The organism is Candidatus Aalborgicola defluviihabitans (assembly GCF_016705985.1).
In the GTDB taxonomy this organism is placed as follows: domain Bacteria; phylum Pseudomonadota; class Gammaproteobacteria; order Burkholderiales; family Burkholderiaceae_C; genus Allorhodoferax; species Allorhodoferax defluviihabitans.
Window position 1 is genome coordinate 76431 of sequence record NZ_JADJKN010000002.1, and the last position, 17702, is coordinate 94132.

18 protein-coding genes are annotated in these 17702 nt (G+C 60.8%); 14 read left to right on the forward strand and 4 right to left on the reverse strand.

Annotated elements, in window-relative coordinates:
* Window positions 1-84 precede the first annotated feature (84 nt).
* The 5 genes from ftsY to IPI80_RS00745 all read left to right on the forward strand — a co-directional run bounded on the left by ftsY (window position 85) and on the right by IPI80_RS00745 (window position 5657).
* Complete coding sequence (gene ftsY, locus IPI80_RS00725) at window positions 85-1146, forward strand: signal recognition particle-docking protein FtsY (protein WP_413856188.1); 1062 nt, start codon at window positions 85-87, stop codon at window positions 1144-1146.
* A gap of 47 nt (window positions 1147-1193) precedes the next feature.
* Window positions 1194-2297 (forward strand): SMP-30/gluconolactonase/LRE family protein, encoded by a 1104-nt coding sequence (locus IPI80_RS00730; RefSeq protein ID WP_413856190.1) that lies wholly within the window; start codon window positions 1194-1196, stop codon window positions 2295-2297.
* Between the two features lie 73 nt (window positions 2298-2370).
* Window positions 2371-3063 (forward strand): alpha/beta hydrolase, encoded by a 693-nt coding sequence (locus IPI80_RS00735; RefSeq protein ID WP_413857549.1) that lies wholly within the window; start codon window positions 2371-2373, stop codon window positions 3061-3063.
* A complete protein-coding gene (locus tag IPI80_RS00740) occupies window positions 3053-4339 on the forward strand; it encodes an Hsp70 family protein (RefSeq protein WP_413856192.1) in 1287 nt (428 codons plus the stop codon). The genes IPI80_RS00735 and IPI80_RS00740 overlap by 11 nt, the downstream gene beginning before the upstream one ends.
* A gap of 205 nt (window positions 4340-4544) precedes the next feature.
* Window positions 4545-5657 carry an FAD-dependent oxidoreductase gene (locus IPI80_RS00745; RefSeq protein WP_413856194.1) on the forward strand — a complete coding sequence of 371 codons (1113 nt, stop codon included), beginning with the start codon at window positions 4545-4547 and terminating at the stop codon, window positions 5655-5657.
* Window positions 5658-5672: 15 nt separating this feature from the next.
* Here IPI80_RS00745 and selD read toward each other — a convergent pair whose 3' ends face one another.
* Window positions 5673-6764, reverse strand: a complete 1092-nt coding sequence (selD, locus tag IPI80_RS00750; RefSeq protein WP_413856196.1) for a selenide, water dikinase SelD — start codon at window positions 6762-6764, stop codon at window positions 5673-5675.
* Between the two features lie 122 nt (window positions 6765-6886).
* On the opposite strand from selD, the gene IPI80_RS00755 reads away from it, so the two are divergent.
* From IPI80_RS00755 to IPI80_RS00775, 5 genes are all read left to right on the forward strand, one after another.
* The gene (locus tag IPI80_RS00755) at window positions 6887-7345 is read left to right on the forward strand and encodes an acyl-CoA thioesterase (protein WP_413856198.1); all 459 of its coding nucleotides are present in this window, start codon (window positions 6887-6889) and stop codon (window positions 7343-7345) included.
* On the forward strand, window positions 7342-7869 hold the full coding sequence (locus tag IPI80_RS00760) for a C40 family peptidase (RefSeq protein WP_413856200.1): 528 nt from the start codon (window positions 7342-7344) through the stop codon (window positions 7867-7869). The genes IPI80_RS00755 and IPI80_RS00760 overlap by 4 nt, the downstream gene beginning before the upstream one ends.
* A gap of 14 nt (window positions 7870-7883) precedes the next feature.
* The gene (locus IPI80_RS00765) at window positions 7884-8543 is read left to right on the forward strand and encodes a response regulator transcription factor (protein ID WP_413856202.1); all 660 of its coding nucleotides are present in this window, start codon (window positions 7884-7886) and stop codon (window positions 8541-8543) included.
* A gap of 2 nt (window positions 8544-8545) precedes the next feature.
* Window positions 8546-9877 carry an ATP-binding protein gene (locus IPI80_RS00770; RefSeq protein WP_413856204.1) on the forward strand — a complete coding sequence of 444 codons (1332 nt, stop codon included), beginning with the start codon at window positions 8546-8548 and terminating at the stop codon, window positions 9875-9877.
* An 81-nt stretch (window positions 9878-9958) separates the two neighbouring features.
* Window positions 9959-11461, forward strand: a complete 1503-nt coding sequence (locus tag IPI80_RS00775; RefSeq protein WP_413856206.1) for a DegQ family serine endoprotease — start codon at window positions 9959-9961, stop codon at window positions 11459-11461.
* A 23-nt stretch (window positions 11462-11484) separates the two neighbouring features.
* On the opposite strand, the gene IPI80_RS00780 is transcribed toward IPI80_RS00775, so the two are convergent.
* The 3 genes from IPI80_RS00780 to IPI80_RS00790 all read right to left on the reverse strand — a co-directional run bounded on the left by IPI80_RS00780 (window position 11485) and on the right by IPI80_RS00790 (window position 13512).
* Window positions 11485-11820: a hypothetical protein gene (locus IPI80_RS00780; protein ID WP_413856208.1), complete on the reverse strand. Its 336-nt coding sequence runs from the start codon at window positions 11818-11820 to the stop codon at window positions 11485-11487.
* 71 nt (window positions 11821-11891) lie between these two features.
* Window positions 11892-12641: an SDR family oxidoreductase gene (locus tag IPI80_RS00785; protein ID WP_413856210.1), complete on the reverse strand. Its 750-nt coding sequence runs from the start codon at window positions 12639-12641 to the stop codon at window positions 11892-11894.
* A 172-nt stretch (window positions 12642-12813) separates the two neighbouring features.
* Window positions 12814-13512 carry a class I SAM-dependent methyltransferase gene (locus IPI80_RS00790; RefSeq protein WP_413856212.1) on the reverse strand — a complete coding sequence of 233 codons (699 nt, stop codon included), beginning with the start codon at window positions 13510-13512 and terminating at the stop codon, window positions 12814-12816.
* Window positions 13513-13567: 55 nt separating this feature from the next.
* On the opposite strand from IPI80_RS00790, the gene IPI80_RS00795 reads away from it, so the two are divergent.
* The 4 genes from IPI80_RS00795 to IPI80_RS00810 are packed head-to-tail and all read left to right on the forward strand — an operon-like array spanning window position 13568 to window position 17700.
* Window positions 13568-14455 (forward strand): WcbI family polysaccharide biosynthesis putative acetyltransferase, encoded by an 888-nt coding sequence (locus IPI80_RS00795; RefSeq protein ID WP_413856214.1) that lies wholly within the window; start codon window positions 13568-13570, stop codon window positions 14453-14455.
* Window positions 14456-14477: 22 nt separating this feature from the next.
* Window positions 14478-15650, forward strand: coding sequence for a thiolase family protein (locus tag IPI80_RS00800; protein WP_413856216.1), 1173 nt, complete (start codon window positions 14478-14480; stop codon window positions 15648-15650).
* A gap of 33 nt (window positions 15651-15683) precedes the next feature.
* Window positions 15684-15911, forward strand: a complete 228-nt coding sequence (locus tag IPI80_RS00805) for an acyl carrier protein (protein ID WP_413856218.1) — start codon at window positions 15684-15686, stop codon at window positions 15909-15911.
* On the forward strand, window positions 15898-17700 hold the full coding sequence (locus IPI80_RS00810) for an HAD-IIIC family phosphatase (RefSeq protein ID WP_413856220.1): 1803 nt from the start codon (window positions 15898-15900) through the stop codon (window positions 17698-17700). The genes IPI80_RS00805 and IPI80_RS00810 overlap by 14 nt, the downstream gene beginning before the upstream one ends.
* Window positions 17701-17702: the final 2 nt, after the last annotated feature.

The following is a 17702-nucleotide window of genomic DNA, read 5'->3' on the forward strand; positions in this document are numbered from 1 at the left end:
TACCCTGATTGGGAATGCTCCCACCGTCGTAAGGCAATCAGCGGCAGGTGTTTCATAGAATGCAGGTATTCCAAGAACCCCCGTATGTTCAGCTTTTTCAAAAAGAAAACCCCTCCCCCACCGCCACCCGCTGCGCCAAGCACCAGTACCGTTGTGGCAACTTTGCCTACACTGTCTGGCGGATCGATGATTGGCAGCGCGCTGGTCACCCCCATCGACATCCCGGTACCCAGTGCCACGCCGCCCGAACGACAAAAGTGGGTGGACAAGCTCAAGGCAAGCCTGGGCAAAACCGCTGGCAGCATCTCAGCCGTTTTTGGCGGATCGGTCATTGACGAGACCTTGTACGAGAACCTGGAAGACGCCCTGCTGATGTCTGACGCGGGCGTGCCCGCCACCCAATACCTGCTGACCGAACTGCGCCGCAAGGTCAAGGACAGCGGCGTGACCCACCCGGTAGCGCTGAAGAATATTTTGGTGGCCCTACTCACCGACCTTCTGCAACCGCTCCAAAAACCGTTGATGATCGGCGAACACAAACCCACGGTCATCATGGTGACGGGCGTCAACGGCGCAGGCAAAACTACATCCATTGGCAAGCTGACCAAACACCTGGCCGACCACGGCGCCAGCGTCTTGCTGGCCGCAGCCGACACCTTCCGCGCTGCGGCGCGCGAACAGCTCAGTGTCTGGGCGGACCGCAATTTGGTGGAAATCATCAGCCAGGAAGGCGGCGACCCCGCCGCCGTGAGCTTTGACGCAGTCAGCGCCGGGAAGGCCAGGGGCAAGGACGTGGTGCTGGTAGACACAGCCGGGCGACTGCCGTCGCAGTTGCACCTGATGGAAGAGCTCAAAAAAATCAAGCGCGTGATCCAGAAAGCCGACGCCACAGCACCGCATGAAATTTTGTTGGTCATCGACGGCAACACCGGCCAAAACGCCCTGGCGCAAGTCCGCGCCTTTGACGATACGCTGTCGCTTACCGGCCTGGTCATCACCAAGCTCGACGGCACGGCCAAGGGCGGCGTGATTGCGGCGATTGCGCGCGAGCGGCCCATTCCCGTGTACTTTATCGGTGTGGGCGAAAAGCTGGAAGAACTGGAAACCTTCAACGCCCGCGAGTTTGCCCAAGCCCTGCTGGGCTAGAGCGCTACTCTGCGGCTATCCTTGGCGCATAACAAGGAGACACCGCCATGAAGAAACTGCTGGGCACGCTGGCTGCCCTGGTTCTGCTCGCTGCCGCTTACCTCTTGCTCTGGCCAGTGCCCATCGTGCCGGTGGCCTTCACTCTGGCCGCAGCGCCGGGCTACGTGGGCGTGCATGCCACCAACACCAAACTGGCCAAGCTCCAGTTGATCGACCTGCACGGCGAAGTGGGTCCCGAGCACATTGCCTTTGGTCCGGATGGCAAGCTGTACACCACAGTGGCCAGTGGCAACATCCTGCGCATGAACGCCGATGGTTCGGCCCAGCAAGTATTCGCCAACACTGGCGGGCGGGTGCTGGGCTTTGACTTTGACGCCAAGGGCAATCTGATTGCAGCCGATGCCGTCAAGGGCCTGCTGTCCATTGCGCCAGACGGCAAGACCACCACGGTGCTGACCGACACCATTGGTGGTGACCCCATCCGCTATGCCGACGCTGTGGTGGTGGCCAAGAACGGCAAGATGTACTTCAGCGATGCCTCCATGCGCTTTGCGCCCAAGGACTGGGGCGGCACCTTCGAGGCCAGCGTGCTCGACATCATCGAAGGGGCCTCCACCGGTCGTATTCTGGAATATGACCCCGCCACCCAAGCCACCCGCCTGGTGGCGCAGGGCATCAGCTTTGCCAACGGTGTTGCGCTGAGTGCAGACGAGCAGTTCTTGTTCGTCAACGAAACCGGCAAGTTCCGCGTCTGGAAGATTGCCGTGGCAGCCAACGGGCTCAACGTGGCGCAAAACAGCCCCCAGGCCACCGTGCTGTTCGACAACCTGCCGGGTTACCCCGATAACCTGATGCGCGGGCTAGACGGCAAGATCTGGCTGGGCTTTGCCAAGCCGCGCAACCCCAAGGCCGACGCCATGGCCGACAAACCCTGGCTTCGGCGTTTGAGCCTGCGCCTGCCCCGCGCGCTGTGGCCCATTCCCAAGTCCTACGGCCATGTGATGGCCTTCACGGAAGATGGCAAGGTGGTCGCCGATTTGCAGGACCCCACCGGCAACTACCCCGAGACCACGGCGGTAACCGAAACCAAAGACCGGCTCTACATCCAAAGCCTGCATGCCCACGGCCTGGGCTGGCTACCCAGGCCCTGAGGACGGGCCTCGCTGACCACGCAAATGGCGCTTCATGGACAATGAGCCCTTTTTCTTTGCAAACTGCCCTGCCATGATCACCCTGCTGCCCCGCGTCGAACTCGAATCCCAACCCGGCACACCGGCCACGGCCGCCGTCATTTGGTTGCACGGCCTGGGCGCTGACGGCAACGACTTTGCTGGCCTGGTGCCCGAACTGGACCTGAAGGGTTGCCCGCCCATCCGCTTTGTTTTTCCGCACGCGCCCAGCATTCCGGTCACCATCAACGGCGGCTATGTGATGCCGGCCTGGTACGACATCCTTGGCCTCAACCTAGTGGACCGCCAAGACGCGGCCGGCATCCAGAGATCCGAGCGCGCCATCGTGGCGCTGATCGAGAACGAAGTCGCCCGTGGTATTGCCTATGACCGCATCGTGCTGGCCGGCTTTAGCCAGGGCTGTGCCATGGCCCTGCACACCGCCCTGCGGCTGCCGCACACGCTGGCAGGCATCATGGCCCTGTCGGGCTACCTGCCGCTGGCAGACCGAACCCGCACCGAGCGCCAGCGGGCCAACGCCCACACGCCCATCTTCATGGCACATGGCACCATGGACCCGGTGGTGGCAGTGACGCGCGGCGAAGATTCGCGCGATGCCCTGGTCGCGCTGGGCCACCCGGTGCAATGGCACACCTACCCCATGCAGCACGCCGTGCACCCGCATGAGATTGCCGACATTGCGGCCTTTTTGAAACAGGTGTTGGGAAAGCCCGCCCATGCCGCCTGAGCGGAAGGCAACCCGGGGTTTGATCCTGGGCATTGACTTCGGTACATCCAACTCGGCCGCGGCCTTGATTGGCGTAGACGGGCAAATGCACACCATCCCTCTCGACGGTGCCCGCGCCGAAATGCCCACCGCCGTCTTTTTTGCCAGCGAGACACACACCGTGCTCTACGGCAGTGAAGCCTTGCAGGCCTATCTGGCCGGCACCGAAGGCCGCTTGCTGCGCTCGCTCAAGAGCCTGCTGGGCAGCCGCCTGATGGACGAATACACGACGGTCAACGGCCAGAGCCTGCGCTTCTTCGACATCGTGGTGCTGTTCTTCAAGGAACTCAAACGCCGCTGCGAGGCCCAGGTTGGCCAGCCGCTAAACCGCGCCATGCTGGGCCGCCCGGTGCATTTTGTGGATGACGAGACCGAGCGCGATGCCCTGGCACAAGAGACCCTGGGCCGCGCGGCACGGGAAGCCGGCTTTACCGAAATCGCCTTCCAGCTGGAACCCATTGCCGCTGCGCTGGACTACGAGCAGCGCGTGCAACACGAGACCACGGCCCTGGTGGTGGACATTGGCGGCGGTACGTCGGACTTCACCGTCATCCGGCTCAATCCCGCACGCAGCGCAATAGCCGACCGCAGCGCCGACATTCTGGCCACCACGGGCGTGCACATTGGCGGCACCGACTGTGACCGCCTGCTCGATCTGGCCACCGTTATGCCCCTGCTGGGCTACCGCCACATCGGCACAGGCAGGCGCCCGGTGCCCAACAGCGTGTTCTTTGACCTCTCTACCTGGCACCTGATCCACCAGGCCTATACCCGCAAGGCGTTGCACTTTGCCAAAGAACTGTGGACCGACTACGTGGACCAAACCTTGCATGCGCGCCTGATGGACGTGCTGGAAGGCCAGCACGGTCACCGCATGCTCAGCGGGGTTGAGGCGGCCAAAATTGCCTGCTCCGTCACCGGAGACGATGCCCTGGTAGACCTCGACTTTCTGGGCCACGGTGGATCCGAACATCTGGGCGCCACCGTTACGGCGAGCACCATGACCGACACCTTGCAACAGGCCATCAACCAAATCGTGCAGTGCGCCCAACAGTGCGTGCAACGCTCGGGCCTTGCCAGCGTGGACACCATCTACCTCACCGGCGGTTCTTCAGCCCTGCGTCCCTTGGCAGAGGCCCTGCGCACCGCCATGCCCGAGGCCACGCTGGTGGAAGGCAACCGCTTTGGCGGTGTGGCTGCGGGGTTGGGGTACGCAGGAGCGACGCTGCCCGTATAAGGTATTTTGTTTTACTATTATTTTGATAGTGACTTACGTATATTCCACAAGGGCTAGCGTCCAAATTCATAAAAAATTATCACGACTCCTGCGTTGACTACCCGGCAAGAACTGGCCAACGGGCACATCAAGCAGACGAAGCGGCTAAAGGCACTGGGACCATTCAACACGTTTGCCAACCCCCGCTCATGGAACAATAGTCGATATGACGGTTTTATCCAGTCCCGCAGCACCAACCATCAGCGGCACCCAGCACGTCGTGCTGCTGGGCGTAGGTCTTGTCCATGTGCAGGCCTTGGCCCAACTGGCCACCAAGCCCCTGGCAGGCACAGTAGTGACACTGGTCGCGCCCCACCCGCGACAGCTCAATGCGGGCATGGTGCCGGGCTTCATGGCTGGCCACTATGCGCTGGATGATTGCGCTATACCCTTGGAACCGCTGGTGCAGCGCAGCGGCATTCGTTGGGTGCAGCACAGTGCCGTCGGGTTGGATGTGCAACAGCAAACCCTGCAGCTCGACGATGGCAGTACGCTGCACTTTGACTGGCTGTCAATCAACACCGACCCAATCCAGGACCGCGATCAGCTGGAAAAAGCCATCCCCGGCGTGCGCGAGCATGCCCTGTTTGCACGCCCCATTGAGGCCTTTGCCGCGCTGTGGCCACGCGTGGTTGAAATGGGTAGCAGTCGTGCGTTGCGCGTTGCGGTGATTGGCGGTGGCAGTACGGGCATCGAACTGGCCCTAGCGGTGCGCCATCGGCTGCCTAACGCGGCCGTCACGTTGGTCAGCAGCTCCACGGTGCCGGGTGCCAATTACCCCACCAACATGCGGCAGCGCTTGCATAACGTGCTGAAAATGCGCCGTGTCACCGTGATACAGGATCTGGCGGTGGGCCTGACAGCAAATGCTGTTCAGTTAGGCTGCGGCGCCGATCTGGCCTGCGACGTGCCCATTCTGGCCACCGGCGGCGCCCAACCTCCAGCGTGGTTGGCAGCCAGTGGGCTGGCACTGGATGATCACGGTTTCATTGCGGTGGACCGATACCTGCGTTCTACCAGCCACAGCCGCGTATTTGCAATGGATAACGTGGGTACCTGCAGCAGACACCCCTTGGTACAGAACCTGGCCGCCGCCATGGCCGGCTCGCCCCTCCAACCGCACCAGCCGCCAATCAAATCCCTGAATATTCTGTCCTGCGGTGACCGTTACGCGGTGGCGTCATGGGGCCATTTCAGCGCCCAGGGTTGGTGGGTTTGGCGGCTCAAGGATTGGATGGATCGACGCTTTATGGCGCGGTCCACGCAACAGCAGGGTTAACAAACTCCCCCGCCATCAGACAATCTGCAGCGCCGCTCCGTACGGTGCGCTACCCGAAGGCAAAATTTGCCCAACCTCTGCTGCCCCATCAAAGCCGTGGCGTCGGAAGATTTCCAGCACCGCCGGCACGGCTTGCGGCACACAACTCGCCAGCAATCCGCCACTGGTCTGCGGATCGCTCAGCAAGGCCTGGTCAACCGTATTGAAACCGGCGGGCACCGCAATCTCATGCCCGAAGGCCGCCCAATTGCGCCCCGAGGCACCCGTCACCATACCGGCACTGGCCAGCGCGTGCACGCCTTCAATCAGTGGCACGCTTGACCAATCCAACTGCACCACACACTGCGCACCACGCGCAATCTCCAGCGCGTGCCCGGCTAGCCCAAAGCCAGTGACATCGGTCAGGGCGTGTACTCCGTCGAGCGCGGCCAGCTCGGGCCCTGGTGTGTTGAGCTGCGTGGTGACTGCAATCATGCGCGCATAACCGGCGGCGTCGAGTTGCTCTTTCTTCAGCGCAGCCGACAGAATGCCCACACCCAACGGCTTGCCCAGGATCAGGCGGTCGCCCACGCGGGCATCGGCATTGCGCTTGACGCGCTTGGGGTGTACCAGCCCCATGGCCACCAGACCGTAAATGGGTTCCACCGAATCGATGGTGTGGCCGCCGGCAATGGGAATGCCTGCCGCCTTGCACACCGACGCACCGCCGGCCAGGATCTGGCCAATGGTTTCCAAAGACAACACATTGATCGGCATACCCACCAGCGCCAACGCCATGATGGGGGTGCCGCCCATGGCATAGACGTCCGAGATGGCGTTGGTGGCGGCAATGCGGCCAAAGTCAAAAGGATCGTCCACGATGGGCATGAAAAAGTCGGTGGTGGCAATCAGTGCCTGATCGGCATTGAGCTGGTACACCGCCGCGTCGTCTGCCGTTTCAATACCCACCAGCAACTCCAGCGGCAGCGGCATGGCTGTAGTGGTTTTAAGGATTTGCGAAAGCACACCCGGTGCAATCTTGCAGCCGCAGCCGCCGCCGTGGGATAGCGAGGTCAAGCGGGGCTCGACCACTGCGCTGGGTGATGGATGGGTGGAACTGGAATTCATGGTGGTATGCGGGTTGCCAATGGATAGCGTCGAGTATCCCAAATTGGGGCCATCCACTTTGGGCGACAAGGCCAGCCATCGGCGCGGCGTAAGATGCCGCCCATATCTGCTCAAAGACCGCCATGGCCTGGGACTATCCAAACCCGTTCACCATTTCCGCGATGCCGCAAGCCTGCGACATCGACGGCCTGAACCACACCAACAATGCGGTCTACGTGCAATGGTGCGAGAAAGTGGGTTGGGCCCACTCGCACGCGCTGGGCCTGACGTTGGACGACTACCGGCGTCTGGACCGTGCTATGGCGATCCGCCGGGGTGAATACGATTACCTGCTGCCGACATTGCTGGGTGAGCCACTCACACTGGGCACCTGGCTGTTTGCGGGCAACGGCAAGCTGACCATGGAGCGCCGTTTTCAGTTGGTGCGCGACCGGGACCACGCCACTGTGCTGCGAGGGCGTTGGGATCTGGTCTGTATTGAGCTTAGCCGCGGCCAAGCCCGACGCATGCCGCCCGAGTTTTGTCAGGTGTACCTGCCAGCGGTTGTTACAGTCCTCACTACACAGGAGGCCATGGAATGATCCAATCTCCGCCCGCACATGTTGCACTGCGCCTTGTCACGGTGCTGCCAGTGGCTATGGTGGTGGTGCTATTGCAAGCGTGCTCATCCACGCCACCGAATCCAAACGCCACCTACGGGACTAGCACACGGTCATTTACCTCGCGTCTGACGCCGTACCAGGCGGCCGATGTCACGCTCAATGCGGTGTCCCTGGTGGGCACGCCCTACCGTCGTGGCGGCAATACCCCGGAAAACGGTTTTGATTGCAGCGGGCTGATTCGCTATGTGTACAAGGCCAGCGCGGGCGTGAATGCGCCGCGCACGGTGGCCCAGTTGTCGGACTGGGGCCAGGCCATACCTTCCGATTCGGTTCAAACCGGTGATCTGGTGGTGTTCACGTTGGGGGGGGTGGCCTCGCACGCTGGCATATATGTGGGCGACGGCCGCTTTGTCCATGCACCTTCAACCGGTGGCGAAGTGCGGTTGGACCAGTTGGCATCCAAATACTGGTCCCGCCAGACGGTGGCATTTCGCCGCCCGTAAGTGCCGCCTCGATCATGCGCATCCTGCTGGTAGAAGACGATACGATGATCGGCGAATCGGTGATGGACGCCCTGCGTGCCGAGCACTATGCCGTTGACTGGGTCAAAGACGGCGAGATGGCGCTGACCGCCCTGCATACACAAACCTACGATCTGGTTTTGCTGGACTTGGGGCTGCCACGGCGTGATGGCATGGCGGTTTTGCACTCCATGCGTTCGCACAAGATCCGCACACCGGTTCTGATCGCGACCGCGCGCGATTCGGTGCAGCAGCGCATCCAGGGGCTGGATGCGGGTGCCGATGATTACGTTCTCAAACCCTACGACCTGGACGAACTCCTGGCTCGCATACGCGCCTTGCTACGACGCGCTTCGGGACGCGCCGAACCCATTTACGAGCACAAAGGCGTGAGCATCAATCCCGCGACCCGGGAAGTAAGCGTTGGCGGGCAACCGGTGCTGCTATCGGCACGCGAATGGGCGGTTCTCGAACCGATGTTGGCCCGACCGGGCTTGGTTTTGTCCCGCACGCAGTTGGAAGAAAAGCTGTACGGCTGGAAAGATGAAATCAGCAGCAACGCAGTCGAGGTCTACATCCATGGTTTGCGCAAAAAATTAGGGACTGAGCTGATCCAGAATGTGCGCGGTGTAGGCTACAACGTGCCCAAGGTATAACAATGCGACTGCAAACCACCCACTCACTGCGCAACCGCTTGCTATGGGTATTGCTGGTGGCCATCATGCTGACTGCAGTCGCACAGGCGCTGATTTCCTACCGTACGGCTCGCTCCGAGGCGGACGACATATTCGACTACCACATGCAGCAAATGGCGCTTGCACTGCGCTCTGGTTTGCCCACAAACGGGGCAACCAGCGTGGACGGTGATGCGAATGCAGACGAGAATTTTGATTTTGTGATCCAGGTCTGGACTGCCGATGGTCTGAGCGTGTTTCAGTCGGCCGCGCGCGCCGAATTGCCGCAGCGGGCGATTTTGGGTTTTTCGAACGTCGCCGCTCGCGGCACCACCTACCGCGTGTTTTCGATGCAGTCGCGATCACAGGTCATCCAGGTCGCCCAGGATATGGCGGCACGGCGCCAGATGGCTAGCAGGTTGGCACTGCGCTCCATGCTCCCCATCGCCGTCATGGCACCCTTGCTGATGCTGGTGGTCTGGTGGGCCGTGGGCCTTTCATTGCGACCGGTATCGCGCGTGCGCCGCCAAGTGGCACAGCGACAGGCCGATGATCTCAGCGATGTCAGTGAGCTTGGCCTGCCCGACGAAATTCGCCCTTTGGTGCACGAGCTCAATCTGCTGTTTGCGCGCGTTCACCAGGCCTTCGATGCGCAAACCAATTTCGTGGCGGACGCCGCCCATGAACTGCGCTCGCCCTTGGCCGCATTGAAGCTCCAGGTACAAGGGCTGCAGCGCGCGACGGACGACGCCACGCGAGAAGTGGCGGTTACCCGCCTGGTCACGGGCATTGATCGTGCCACCCGATTGGTAGAACAACTGCTCGTACTGGCTCGGCATCAGGCCAACACGCTTGAAACCAAGCCGCAACCGGTGTCACTGGCAGAGATGGCCCGCCTGGCCATTGCCGATGCCACTCCCGCCGCGCAGGCGCACCAAATAGACCTCGGTCTTGGGCGCACTGTTGAAGATCGCATTGCAGGTCACCCCGATGCATTGCGCATCCTGATGCGCAATCTACTCGACAACGCCGTCAAATACACGCCGCCGGGTGGCAGGGTGGACCTTGAAATTCAGCGTGAGGCCAATCTGCTGCGCCTGGTTGTGGAGGACAGCGGCCCAGGCATCGCAGACGCTGATCTTGAGCGGGTTCTGGATCGGTTCTATCGTGTTGCCGGAACACGGACTACCGGTAGCGGCCTTGGGTTGGCTATCGTCAAGTCCATCGCGGATTTGCACCACGCATCACTACAACTCGACCGCTCCCCGCGCATGGGCGGACTGCGTGTGGAAGTCAAATTTCCGGCTATTGGTTGAAAGCGATTAGTGGTTTAAGCCCTGTCTAAGTTTTGGGCACGATATTCGAGTCGTGTTCATTCTTTACCCCCAGGAGCTTTTATGACCATGCGTTCAATGGCACCGTCCCGACTTGTTCTGGCGCTAGTCGCCGCTGGCGCACTCGGTGGCGCAGGGGCCACTTTCTTAACAATTTCCCATGTGAGTGCAGCGCCAACCGCTGTCACCGTGACTACGCCCGCTGTGGCATCGAACAGTGCTATCGGGGCTCCCGACTTTTCACAGATTGCTGAGCGCTATGGCGCAGCCGTTGTCAATATCAGTGTCAGCGGCACCAAGGCGGCAACCGATGATTCACAGCAAGAGCCGGCTGCGCAGCGTCGTGGCGTGCCTGGCATGGATCCGAACGATCCGTTCTACGAATTCTTCCGGCGCTTCCAGGGACCCAATGGCGCCATGCCAGGTCAGCGCGACCAGCCGGTGCGGGGACAGGGTTCAGGTTTTATCGTCAGTGGAAACGGGCTGATTTTGACCAACGCTCACGTGGTGCGCGATGCCAAAGACGTTACCGTCAAACTCACCGACCGGCGCGAGTTTCAGGCCAAGGTTCTAGGATCCGACCCCAAGACTGATGTTGCAGTGCTCAAGATCGAAGCGAGTAACCTGCCCGTCGTGCCTTTAGGCGACTCGCACAACCTGCGGGTGGGCGAGTGGGTGCTGGCTATCGGCTCGCCGTTCGGTTTTGAGAACAGCGTGAGTGCAGGCGTGGTCAGCGCCAAAGGCCGTGCTTTGCCCGATGATGGCTTTGTGCCATTCATCCAAACCGATGTCGCCGTCAATCCCGGCAATTCCGGTGGTCCACTGTTTAACTCACGCGGCGAGGTTATCGGTATCAATTCGCAGATTTTCAGCCATACCGGCGGCTACCAAGGTCTGTCATTCGCCATTCCGATTGATTTGGCGATCAAGATCAAAGACCAGATCGTGGCCACTGGCAAAGCCAGCCATGCGCGCCTGGGCGTGGCCATCCAGGATGTGAACCAGGGTTTTGCCGATTCGTTCAAGCTGGACAAACCGGAAGGTGCACTGGTGGCCAATGTCGACAAGGGTAGTCCAGCCGATCGTGCGGGGTTACAGGCTGGCGACGTTATCCGCAAAATCAATGGTCAACCCATCATCGCCTCGAATGATCTGTCGGCCTTGATCGGCCAGTCTGCACCGGGGCAAAAGGTCGCGATCGAAATCTGGCGGCAGGGAAAGCGTGAAGAGCTCAGCGCCCAGCTTGGGGACGCCAGCGACAAGGCGGGCAAGGTAGCCAAAGCCGACGAATCTGCCGGCAAAGGCAAGCTTGGGCTGGCGCTGCGGGCGTTGGAGCCATCGGAAAGACGTGACTCTGGCCTAGCCACCGGGCTGGTGGTTGAGGGGGTCAGTGGCGCCGCAGAACTTGCGGGTGTGCGGCCTAGTGACGTGGTGCTGGCAGTCAATGGCACTGCGGTAAAAAACGTTGAGCAGGTGCGTGAGATCGTTTCCAGCTCCAACAAATCGGTGGCGCTGTTGATCGAGCGCGAAGGCAGCAAAATTTTCGTACCGGTGCGCATCGGCTGAAGCAGCCTACCAGCCTGGTCGATTCAGCCGAAGGTGGCCAGCACACTCACAAACAGTGTCTTGACAAGCAGCCACGTGGCCAGCACGATGGCCCAGGATTTCCAGCGCACGCGTGGTGTATTGAAACGGTTCTCGGTCAGGGTGAATACGACTGCCCCGGCCAGACCAAATGACATGCCCATAAAGGCCTGGTCGAGCTTTTGCGCCCAGAACGGGTTACTGGCGCCATCTACCGGCTGGAACAGGTGCACGACCAACCCAAACACCAACCAGCGCACCAAGTAGCCCCACCACCGGGTCCATCGGCCGGTACCAACCGGGGGCCAGTGGGGCGTGTCATGGGGTGCTGCGTGGTTCATCGTGCCAGCAGTTTACCCACGTCTACGCGCCGAACGTGGTCGTGTGGCTACAGGCAGGTCATGCGCTGGGGTTAGCGTGCCAGATAGCCGCCATCAACCGGGTAATAGGCCCCGGTGACAAAGGAGGCACGGTCTGATGACAGCCAAGCAACAAGCTCGGCTACTTCCGTTGCTTTGCCCAAACGGCCAATGGGGTGCGCTCCCACCAAAAACGCACGCACGCCGTCGTCAGCCTCCAGTCCGCTGATCATGGGGGTGTGAATAAAGCCCGGTCCCACGGAGTTGACGCGAACCCCCTGGGCGCTGTATTCCAGCGCGGCGGCTTGCGTCAAACCCAGCACACCGTGTTTGGCTGCGGAGTAGGCCGGGCTGTTGGCAAATGCCACGGCACCCAAAATGGAAGCCATGTTCACGATAGAACCTCCACCATTTTTCAGCATGGCAGCAATCTGGTACTTCATGCCATAGAAAACACCCGACAGGTTGATGTTGATAACCTGCGCCCACCCATCCAGCGGATAGTCCGCCGTGGGGGCAGAGGGCCCACCAATGCCGGCATTGTTGCAAGCCACATCCAAGCGACCATAATGAGCCACAGTCGCATTGACCAGTGCTTCACAGTCGGCAGCCTTGCCCACATCGGTCGCGACAAAAATAGCGTCACCCCCCTGAGCCCGCACCAGTTTTACCGTTTCCTCACCACCTGCAACGTCTAGGTCCGACACGACGACTTTGGCACCCTCACGCGCCCACACCTGCGCTACCGCGCGCCCAATACCGGAGCCGCCACCGGTTACCAAAGCCACTTTGTTCTTCAACATGTCATTTCCTTTGCTTTCACACGGCGAGGCGCCGCAACCGGATCACGCACTATGACAGCATGATACGCAGCTTCTTTCCCCCGACGGGTAAGCTGACACCACTGCTTCCCCAGGCTGCTACGGGTTGGCGGCGTAATTATTTGATAATTGCAAGTTGTTTTTGGATGCGAATTCAGTCTCTGGCAAATAGCGCGACGATGTTGTCTCCGCGTTCCAACTGAGGCATCGACGGCAGGCTTTGCAGCACCTCGGCAACCCTGTCCACGACCTCATCGCCACCCAGGTTCCAGCTATCCATGGTTCTGGACCAGACCGTCCTCAAACCGCACTTGAGCGCAACCCGGTCAAGGTCCGCCAGCGTGAATTCCCGCACATGTTGCGGATCGGCCAGTAACAACTCCCCATAAATCCATTTGGCCAGCATGTGCATGGAAGCCGCATTGGGCGTTGTTACCAGTAGCAAACCCTCTGGTCGCAGCGTGCGCCTCATCTCGCACAGCATGCTCTCGACACCCGAGTAGTTGAACGCCTCAAGGTCACGCAGTTCGCTACTGTCAACATCCTTGATGTGCTCAATAACTTCAGTACACAGGACGAGATCAATGCATTGGTCAGGGAAAGGCAAGGGGCCGCGCAGGTCCACCTCTGTGCCGCGCACCTCCCAGCCCATGCTACCGAGGTAAGTTGCTACAGGACCCACCCCGCCTGCGTCCAGCACTACGCCAGTGGAAAGCCCCAGTCCTGCAACAGTGTTCCAAGTCTGGACGAAGCGACGCCGATGATGAACAAAGTATGCTCCACGCTGAACCCACTCAATGTCGCAATACAACTCAAATGTCACCGTTTTCCTACCCCATGTCCAAATGGGCATTGTTGCAGATCGCCCCGTCTACGGTCATCTATCGCATCTATCACGGTCAATCCGCATGTCGCAAGTCCTGACGTACGGCGGTGCAACGGCGCAAGCGCGGACCGTTCTGGTCTACGGCAATTGCCAGGCGCCGTTTTTGGCCCAGACTCTGGCAACGCTCGATGACTTAAACGACGACTATCGCTTCGTCTTCGCGCCCAACCACATCTTCCCTGGCGCAGACAAAGCCACCGAGCTGTCCGACCATTTTTTTGAGAACGTGGCGCTGGTGCTGTGGCAGTTGGAGGAATACACCACCAACCCTGCAGCACTCGCTGTTCAGGCACGCTTGCCTGCGTGCTGCCCAGTCATCACCTACCCGAGCTTCGTAATGACGAGCCTGTGGCCCTTCGAGTGCCCGGAGCCTCGCGGCACCATCGACCCCGCCTTTCCCTGGGGGCGCTACCAACTAGGCGACATAATCGGGCTGCAGATCAGGAATGCGGGACTTACCGGGCCCCTCGCCGTGGCGGCTTACCTTGATCTGTCTTATAGGAAGATGCCGAACCTCGAGATTCGTCTGCAGCGCGACATCGACCGGATGTGCCGCTACGATACCCAGTGCGACATCCAGCTCGCGGACTTCGTTGAAGCGAATTTCCGTGACCAACACCTGTTCTGGACTAGCGGGCATATGTCTCAGTCTGCCATTATCGAGCTGACCCGCAGGGTCGCCAAGGTCGTTCGCCCGATTCTTGGCGGCAAAGAGGCCAGATTGGAAGCTTGCCTTTCAGCCTCGGGCTTCAAAGGTATGGGTGACCTGCAAATGCCTATTCATCCCATGGTGGCCGAGGTCTTGGGATTGACCTTCTGGCAACCTGGGCAGACCTACCGCTGGTACACTGAAAATTGGACTTTCTATGACTACTTTGAGCGATACATCACCAATAACGCTGACTGGTAAGAATCGCCAGATCGGCTGAAATATGGAAGATCCCGTCGTCATAACCGCTGCGGTACGAACTGCGACAGGCGCCTATCAGGGTGTATTCAAAGACGTCGCTGCGCAGGCACTGGGTACCGCCGTAATCGCTGCCACATTAACGTGGTCCGGCATGGACCCGAAGGACGTTGGAGAGGTGTATCTGGGCAATGTGCTCACTGCAGGTTTGGGCCAGGTGCCCGTCCGTCAGGCTGCGCTCTTTGCGGGCTTGCCGCCGAGCGTGCCTTGCAGTGCGATCAGCAAAGTCTGCGGGTCAGCCATGCTGACAGTGATGTTGGCGCATGATCTGCTGCGTGCTGGAACGCTGACGAGCGTGATCGCGGGCGGTATGGAAAACATGAGCCGGGCTCCCCTGTTACTCGGTCGTGAACGCGGGGCTTACCAAGCGGGTCTGCGCGATCATCTGCTGCTGGATTGCATGCTGGATGCCTGCACCGGCCAGGGCTCTCCCTCACTCGGCCGGTTTGCGGACGCCATCGCTCTAGCGCGAGGCATTAGCCGCGCCGACCAGGACGCCCAGGCCATCATCTCTGTGACTCGGGCTCGCACGGCCCAAGACAGTGGCGCATTTGAGCGCGAGATCTTCCCGTTCAAACTCCCTGACGGCTCCACGGTGTCGATCGATGAACCAATGATCCGTGCGCAGCCGGAAAAAGTGCCGACACTCCTGCCTCTGTTCCCGCCGGATGGCAGGGTGACGGCGGCAACCGCCGCGCCTTTTTCCGATGGCGCGGCAGCGTTGCTGCTCACCCTCCACTCTCGGGCCGATGCGCAGGGTTTGCCAGTCCGCGCTCTGGTGCGTGGACACGCGTCACACGCACAGGCGCCAGAGCAGTTCATCACCGCACCGGTTGGCGCCGTGCGCAAACTACTGGCCAAGACTGGATGGGAAGCGCGCTCGGTTGATCTCTTTGAAATCGGCGAAGGCTTTGCACTCGGTGTTCTGGCCGTGGCGCAGGAGCTGGGTATTGGCCTGCAGCGTGTGAACGTTCACGGCGGCGCCTGCGCGCTGGGGCACCCTGTTGGCGCCACGGGTGCCCGGATCATCGTGACGTTGCTCCATGCCCTGGAGCACCATGGTCTGCGCCGCGGCATCGCCACCCTTTGCATGGGTGGTGGTGAAGCCACGGCCATTGCGCTGGAACTGCCAGCGTGAAAAATATATTGCTCCCAACAGGAAAATGCACCTATGTCTGACGTCTTGACGCTGATCGCTTCGGTATTGCAGGTAGATGCCGCAGACCTCAATGAAGACGACGGCATCGACACCGTGGCCGCCTGGGACAGCCTGAAGACCATCCTGCTCGCCAGCATGATCGAGATCAACTACAGCATCACCCTGGACAACCACGACATTGAAAAGCTCATCACGGTTCGGGGTGTTCGCGAGGTGCTGGCCCGCCATGGCAGCGAATAATCTTCCCGACACGCTGCGTGCACGTCTCGCGGCGCCTCAATGGACTCCAGCCGATGTGATGGCCTGCGCCGACCAGTTGCAGCATTTAGCGCAGGAAGCTCAAAGCGCCGGCACGTCGGTTCAGCGGGTCGCCGTGGTGGGCGACCTAACGTCTGACTTGCTGGCGCGGGCGGTCGCCTGTGCCATCGCGCAGGAAGGTGTGTTGCCCCTGCTTTACGCGGCCCCCTACGGTGTGATGCAGCAAGAGTGCCTGGACCCGGATTCAGCTCTGCATGCCTTTCGACCCGATGTAGTAGTGCTGATCCCCGACTGGCGAAACACCTGGCCAGCGCTGCCGGTCGACACGCCCGTTGATCGGGTTGACGCCGATACTCAGGCCCAGGTGCGCCGGTTCGAAGCACTGTGGGACGCTCTGGAGGCGCGGCGCTGCATCATCATCCAGCACACTCTGGTTCCACCGTCGCAACAATTACGAGGCATCGCCGAGCGCCGGTCTCCGGCCAGTATGGCGAGCCGCGTTGATGCACTCAATACCGCTCTATTCGAGGCCGGTGCGGGTCGGGTGTGTTGGTTACAAGCCGACCAACTCGCAGCCCAGGTAGGACGGGTGACATGGTCACCAGCACGGTATTACTATGCCGGCAAACTCGGATTTGACCCGCGCTTCCTGGCCGACTACCTGCCCTGGTTTCGTGGTGCCTGGCGCGCCGCAACCGGACGCGCGAAGAAGCTGCTAGTGCTTGACCTGGACGACACACTTTGGGGCGGCACGATCGGTGACGATGGTCCCGAGGGCATTGCCCTGGGCCTAGATCACGGCGCCCGGGGTGAGGCCTTCGCAGCATGGCAGCAGTACATCGCCCAGTTGGGCCAACGGGGCGTAGTACTCGCTGTGTGCAGCAAGAATGATCTAGCACTAGCAGTCAGCGGGCTTAGTCATGCAGTGAGCGCATTGAGCCGCAGTGACTTTTCCGCCTTCGTCTGCAGCTGGAGTGACAAGGCTACGGGTCTGCGGCAGATCGCGACCGAGCTCAATCTCAGCCTTGATACCATGGTCTTCGTGGACGACAACCCGGCGGAGCGTTCCCTTATTGAGCAGATCCTGCCTGAAGTGGCACTGGTGGACCTCGGCACCGACCCCGCCCAGTTCATTGAACGTCTGGAATCCGGCCACTGGTTTGATCTTCAGAGCTATACCGTGGCCGACCTACGACGCACCGCAACCTACACAGCGCGCTGCGAAGCACTGGCTACACAGTCGACCGCAGCCGACTTGAGCACCTACCTTGAAGGACTGGAGATGGTCGGTCGGCTCGCCGTCGCGCAAGCCGCCGACCTGCCCCGTCTGACCCAGCTTGAACTCAAGACCAACCAGTTCAACCTGACAACGCGACGCTACGCGCAGCCGCAACTGGCGGCCACACTGGCGCGACCCGACCAGCAATTGCTGGTTTTCCAGCTCAAAGACCGGTTCGGTGACCACGGCCAAGTGTCTTCCATGCTGCTGGTACGCGAAGGCGACGTGCTGCGAATCGACAGCTGGCTCATGAGTTGCCGCGTCTTTTCACGCTCAGCCGAACAATTCATGCTGGTGGGCCTCATTGCGCTGGCTAAGGATCAGGGTGCCACGACCTTGAGCGGCGAGTACCTGCCCAGTTCGCGCAACGGCGTCGTGGCCGATCTTTATCCTCGCTTGGGTTTCATTCCTGCATGCACCAAAGGCCGCTACTGGCGACGTAACCTTGCAGCCCCGATCAGCGACCTCACCTCGCACATTCGGGCGGGCTAGCC

Excerpts from the sequence above, each read along its gene's own strand:
- ftsY (WP_413856188.1), top strand. The coding sequence starts at position 85 with ATGTTCAGCTTTTTCAAAAAGAAAACCCCTCCCCCACCGCCACCCGCT.
- IPI80_RS00730 (WP_413856190.1), top strand. The coding sequence starts at position 1,194 with ATGAAGAAACTGCTGGGCACGCTGGCTGCCCTGGTTCTGCTCGCTGCC.
- IPI80_RS00735 (WP_413857549.1), top strand. The coding sequence starts at position 2,371 with ATGATCACCCTGCTGCCCCGCGTCGAACTCGAATCCCAACCCGGCACA.
- IPI80_RS00740 (WP_413856192.1), top strand. The coding sequence starts at position 3,053 with ATGCCGCCTGAGCGGAAGGCAACCCGGGGTTTGATCCTGGGCATTGAC.
- IPI80_RS00745 (WP_413856194.1), top strand. The coding sequence starts at position 4,545 with ATGACGGTTTTATCCAGTCCCGCAGCACCAACCATCAGCGGCACCCAG.
- selD (WP_413856196.1), bottom strand. The coding sequence starts at position 6,764 with ATGAATTCCAGTTCCACCCATCCATCACCCAGCGCAGTGGTCGAGCCC.
- IPI80_RS00755 (WP_413856198.1), top strand. The coding sequence starts at position 6,887 with ATGGCCTGGGACTATCCAAACCCGTTCACCATTTCCGCGATGCCGCAA.
- IPI80_RS00760 (WP_413856200.1), top strand. The coding sequence starts at position 7,342 with ATGATCCAATCTCCGCCCGCACATGTTGCACTGCGCCTTGTCACGGTG.
- IPI80_RS00765 (WP_413856202.1), top strand. The coding sequence starts at position 7,884 with ATGCGCATCCTGCTGGTAGAAGACGATACGATGATCGGCGAATCGGTG.
- IPI80_RS00770 (WP_413856204.1), top strand. The coding sequence starts at position 8,546 with ATGCGACTGCAAACCACCCACTCACTGCGCAACCGCTTGCTATGGGTA.
- IPI80_RS00775 (WP_413856206.1), top strand. The coding sequence starts at position 9,959 with ATGACCATGCGTTCAATGGCACCGTCCCGACTTGTTCTGGCGCTAGTC.
- IPI80_RS00780 (WP_413856208.1), bottom strand. The coding sequence starts at position 11,820 with ATGAACCACGCAGCACCCCATGACACGCCCCACTGGCCCCCGGTTGGT.
- IPI80_RS00785 (WP_413856210.1), bottom strand. The coding sequence starts at position 12,641 with ATGTTGAAGAACAAAGTGGCTTTGGTAACCGGTGGCGGCTCCGGTATT.
- IPI80_RS00790 (WP_413856212.1), bottom strand. The coding sequence starts at position 13,512 with ATGCCCATTTGGACATGGGGTAGGAAAACGGTGACATTTGAGTTGTAT.
- IPI80_RS00795 (WP_413856214.1), top strand. The coding sequence starts at position 13,568 with ATGTCGCAAGTCCTGACGTACGGCGGTGCAACGGCGCAAGCGCGGACC.
- IPI80_RS00800 (WP_413856216.1), top strand. The coding sequence starts at position 14,478 with ATGGAAGATCCCGTCGTCATAACCGCTGCGGTACGAACTGCGACAGGC.
- IPI80_RS00805 (WP_413856218.1), top strand. The coding sequence starts at position 15,684 with ATGTCTGACGTCTTGACGCTGATCGCTTCGGTATTGCAGGTAGATGCC.
- IPI80_RS00810 (WP_413856220.1), top strand. The coding sequence starts at position 15,898 with ATGGCAGCGAATAATCTTCCCGACACGCTGCGTGCACGTCTCGCGGCG.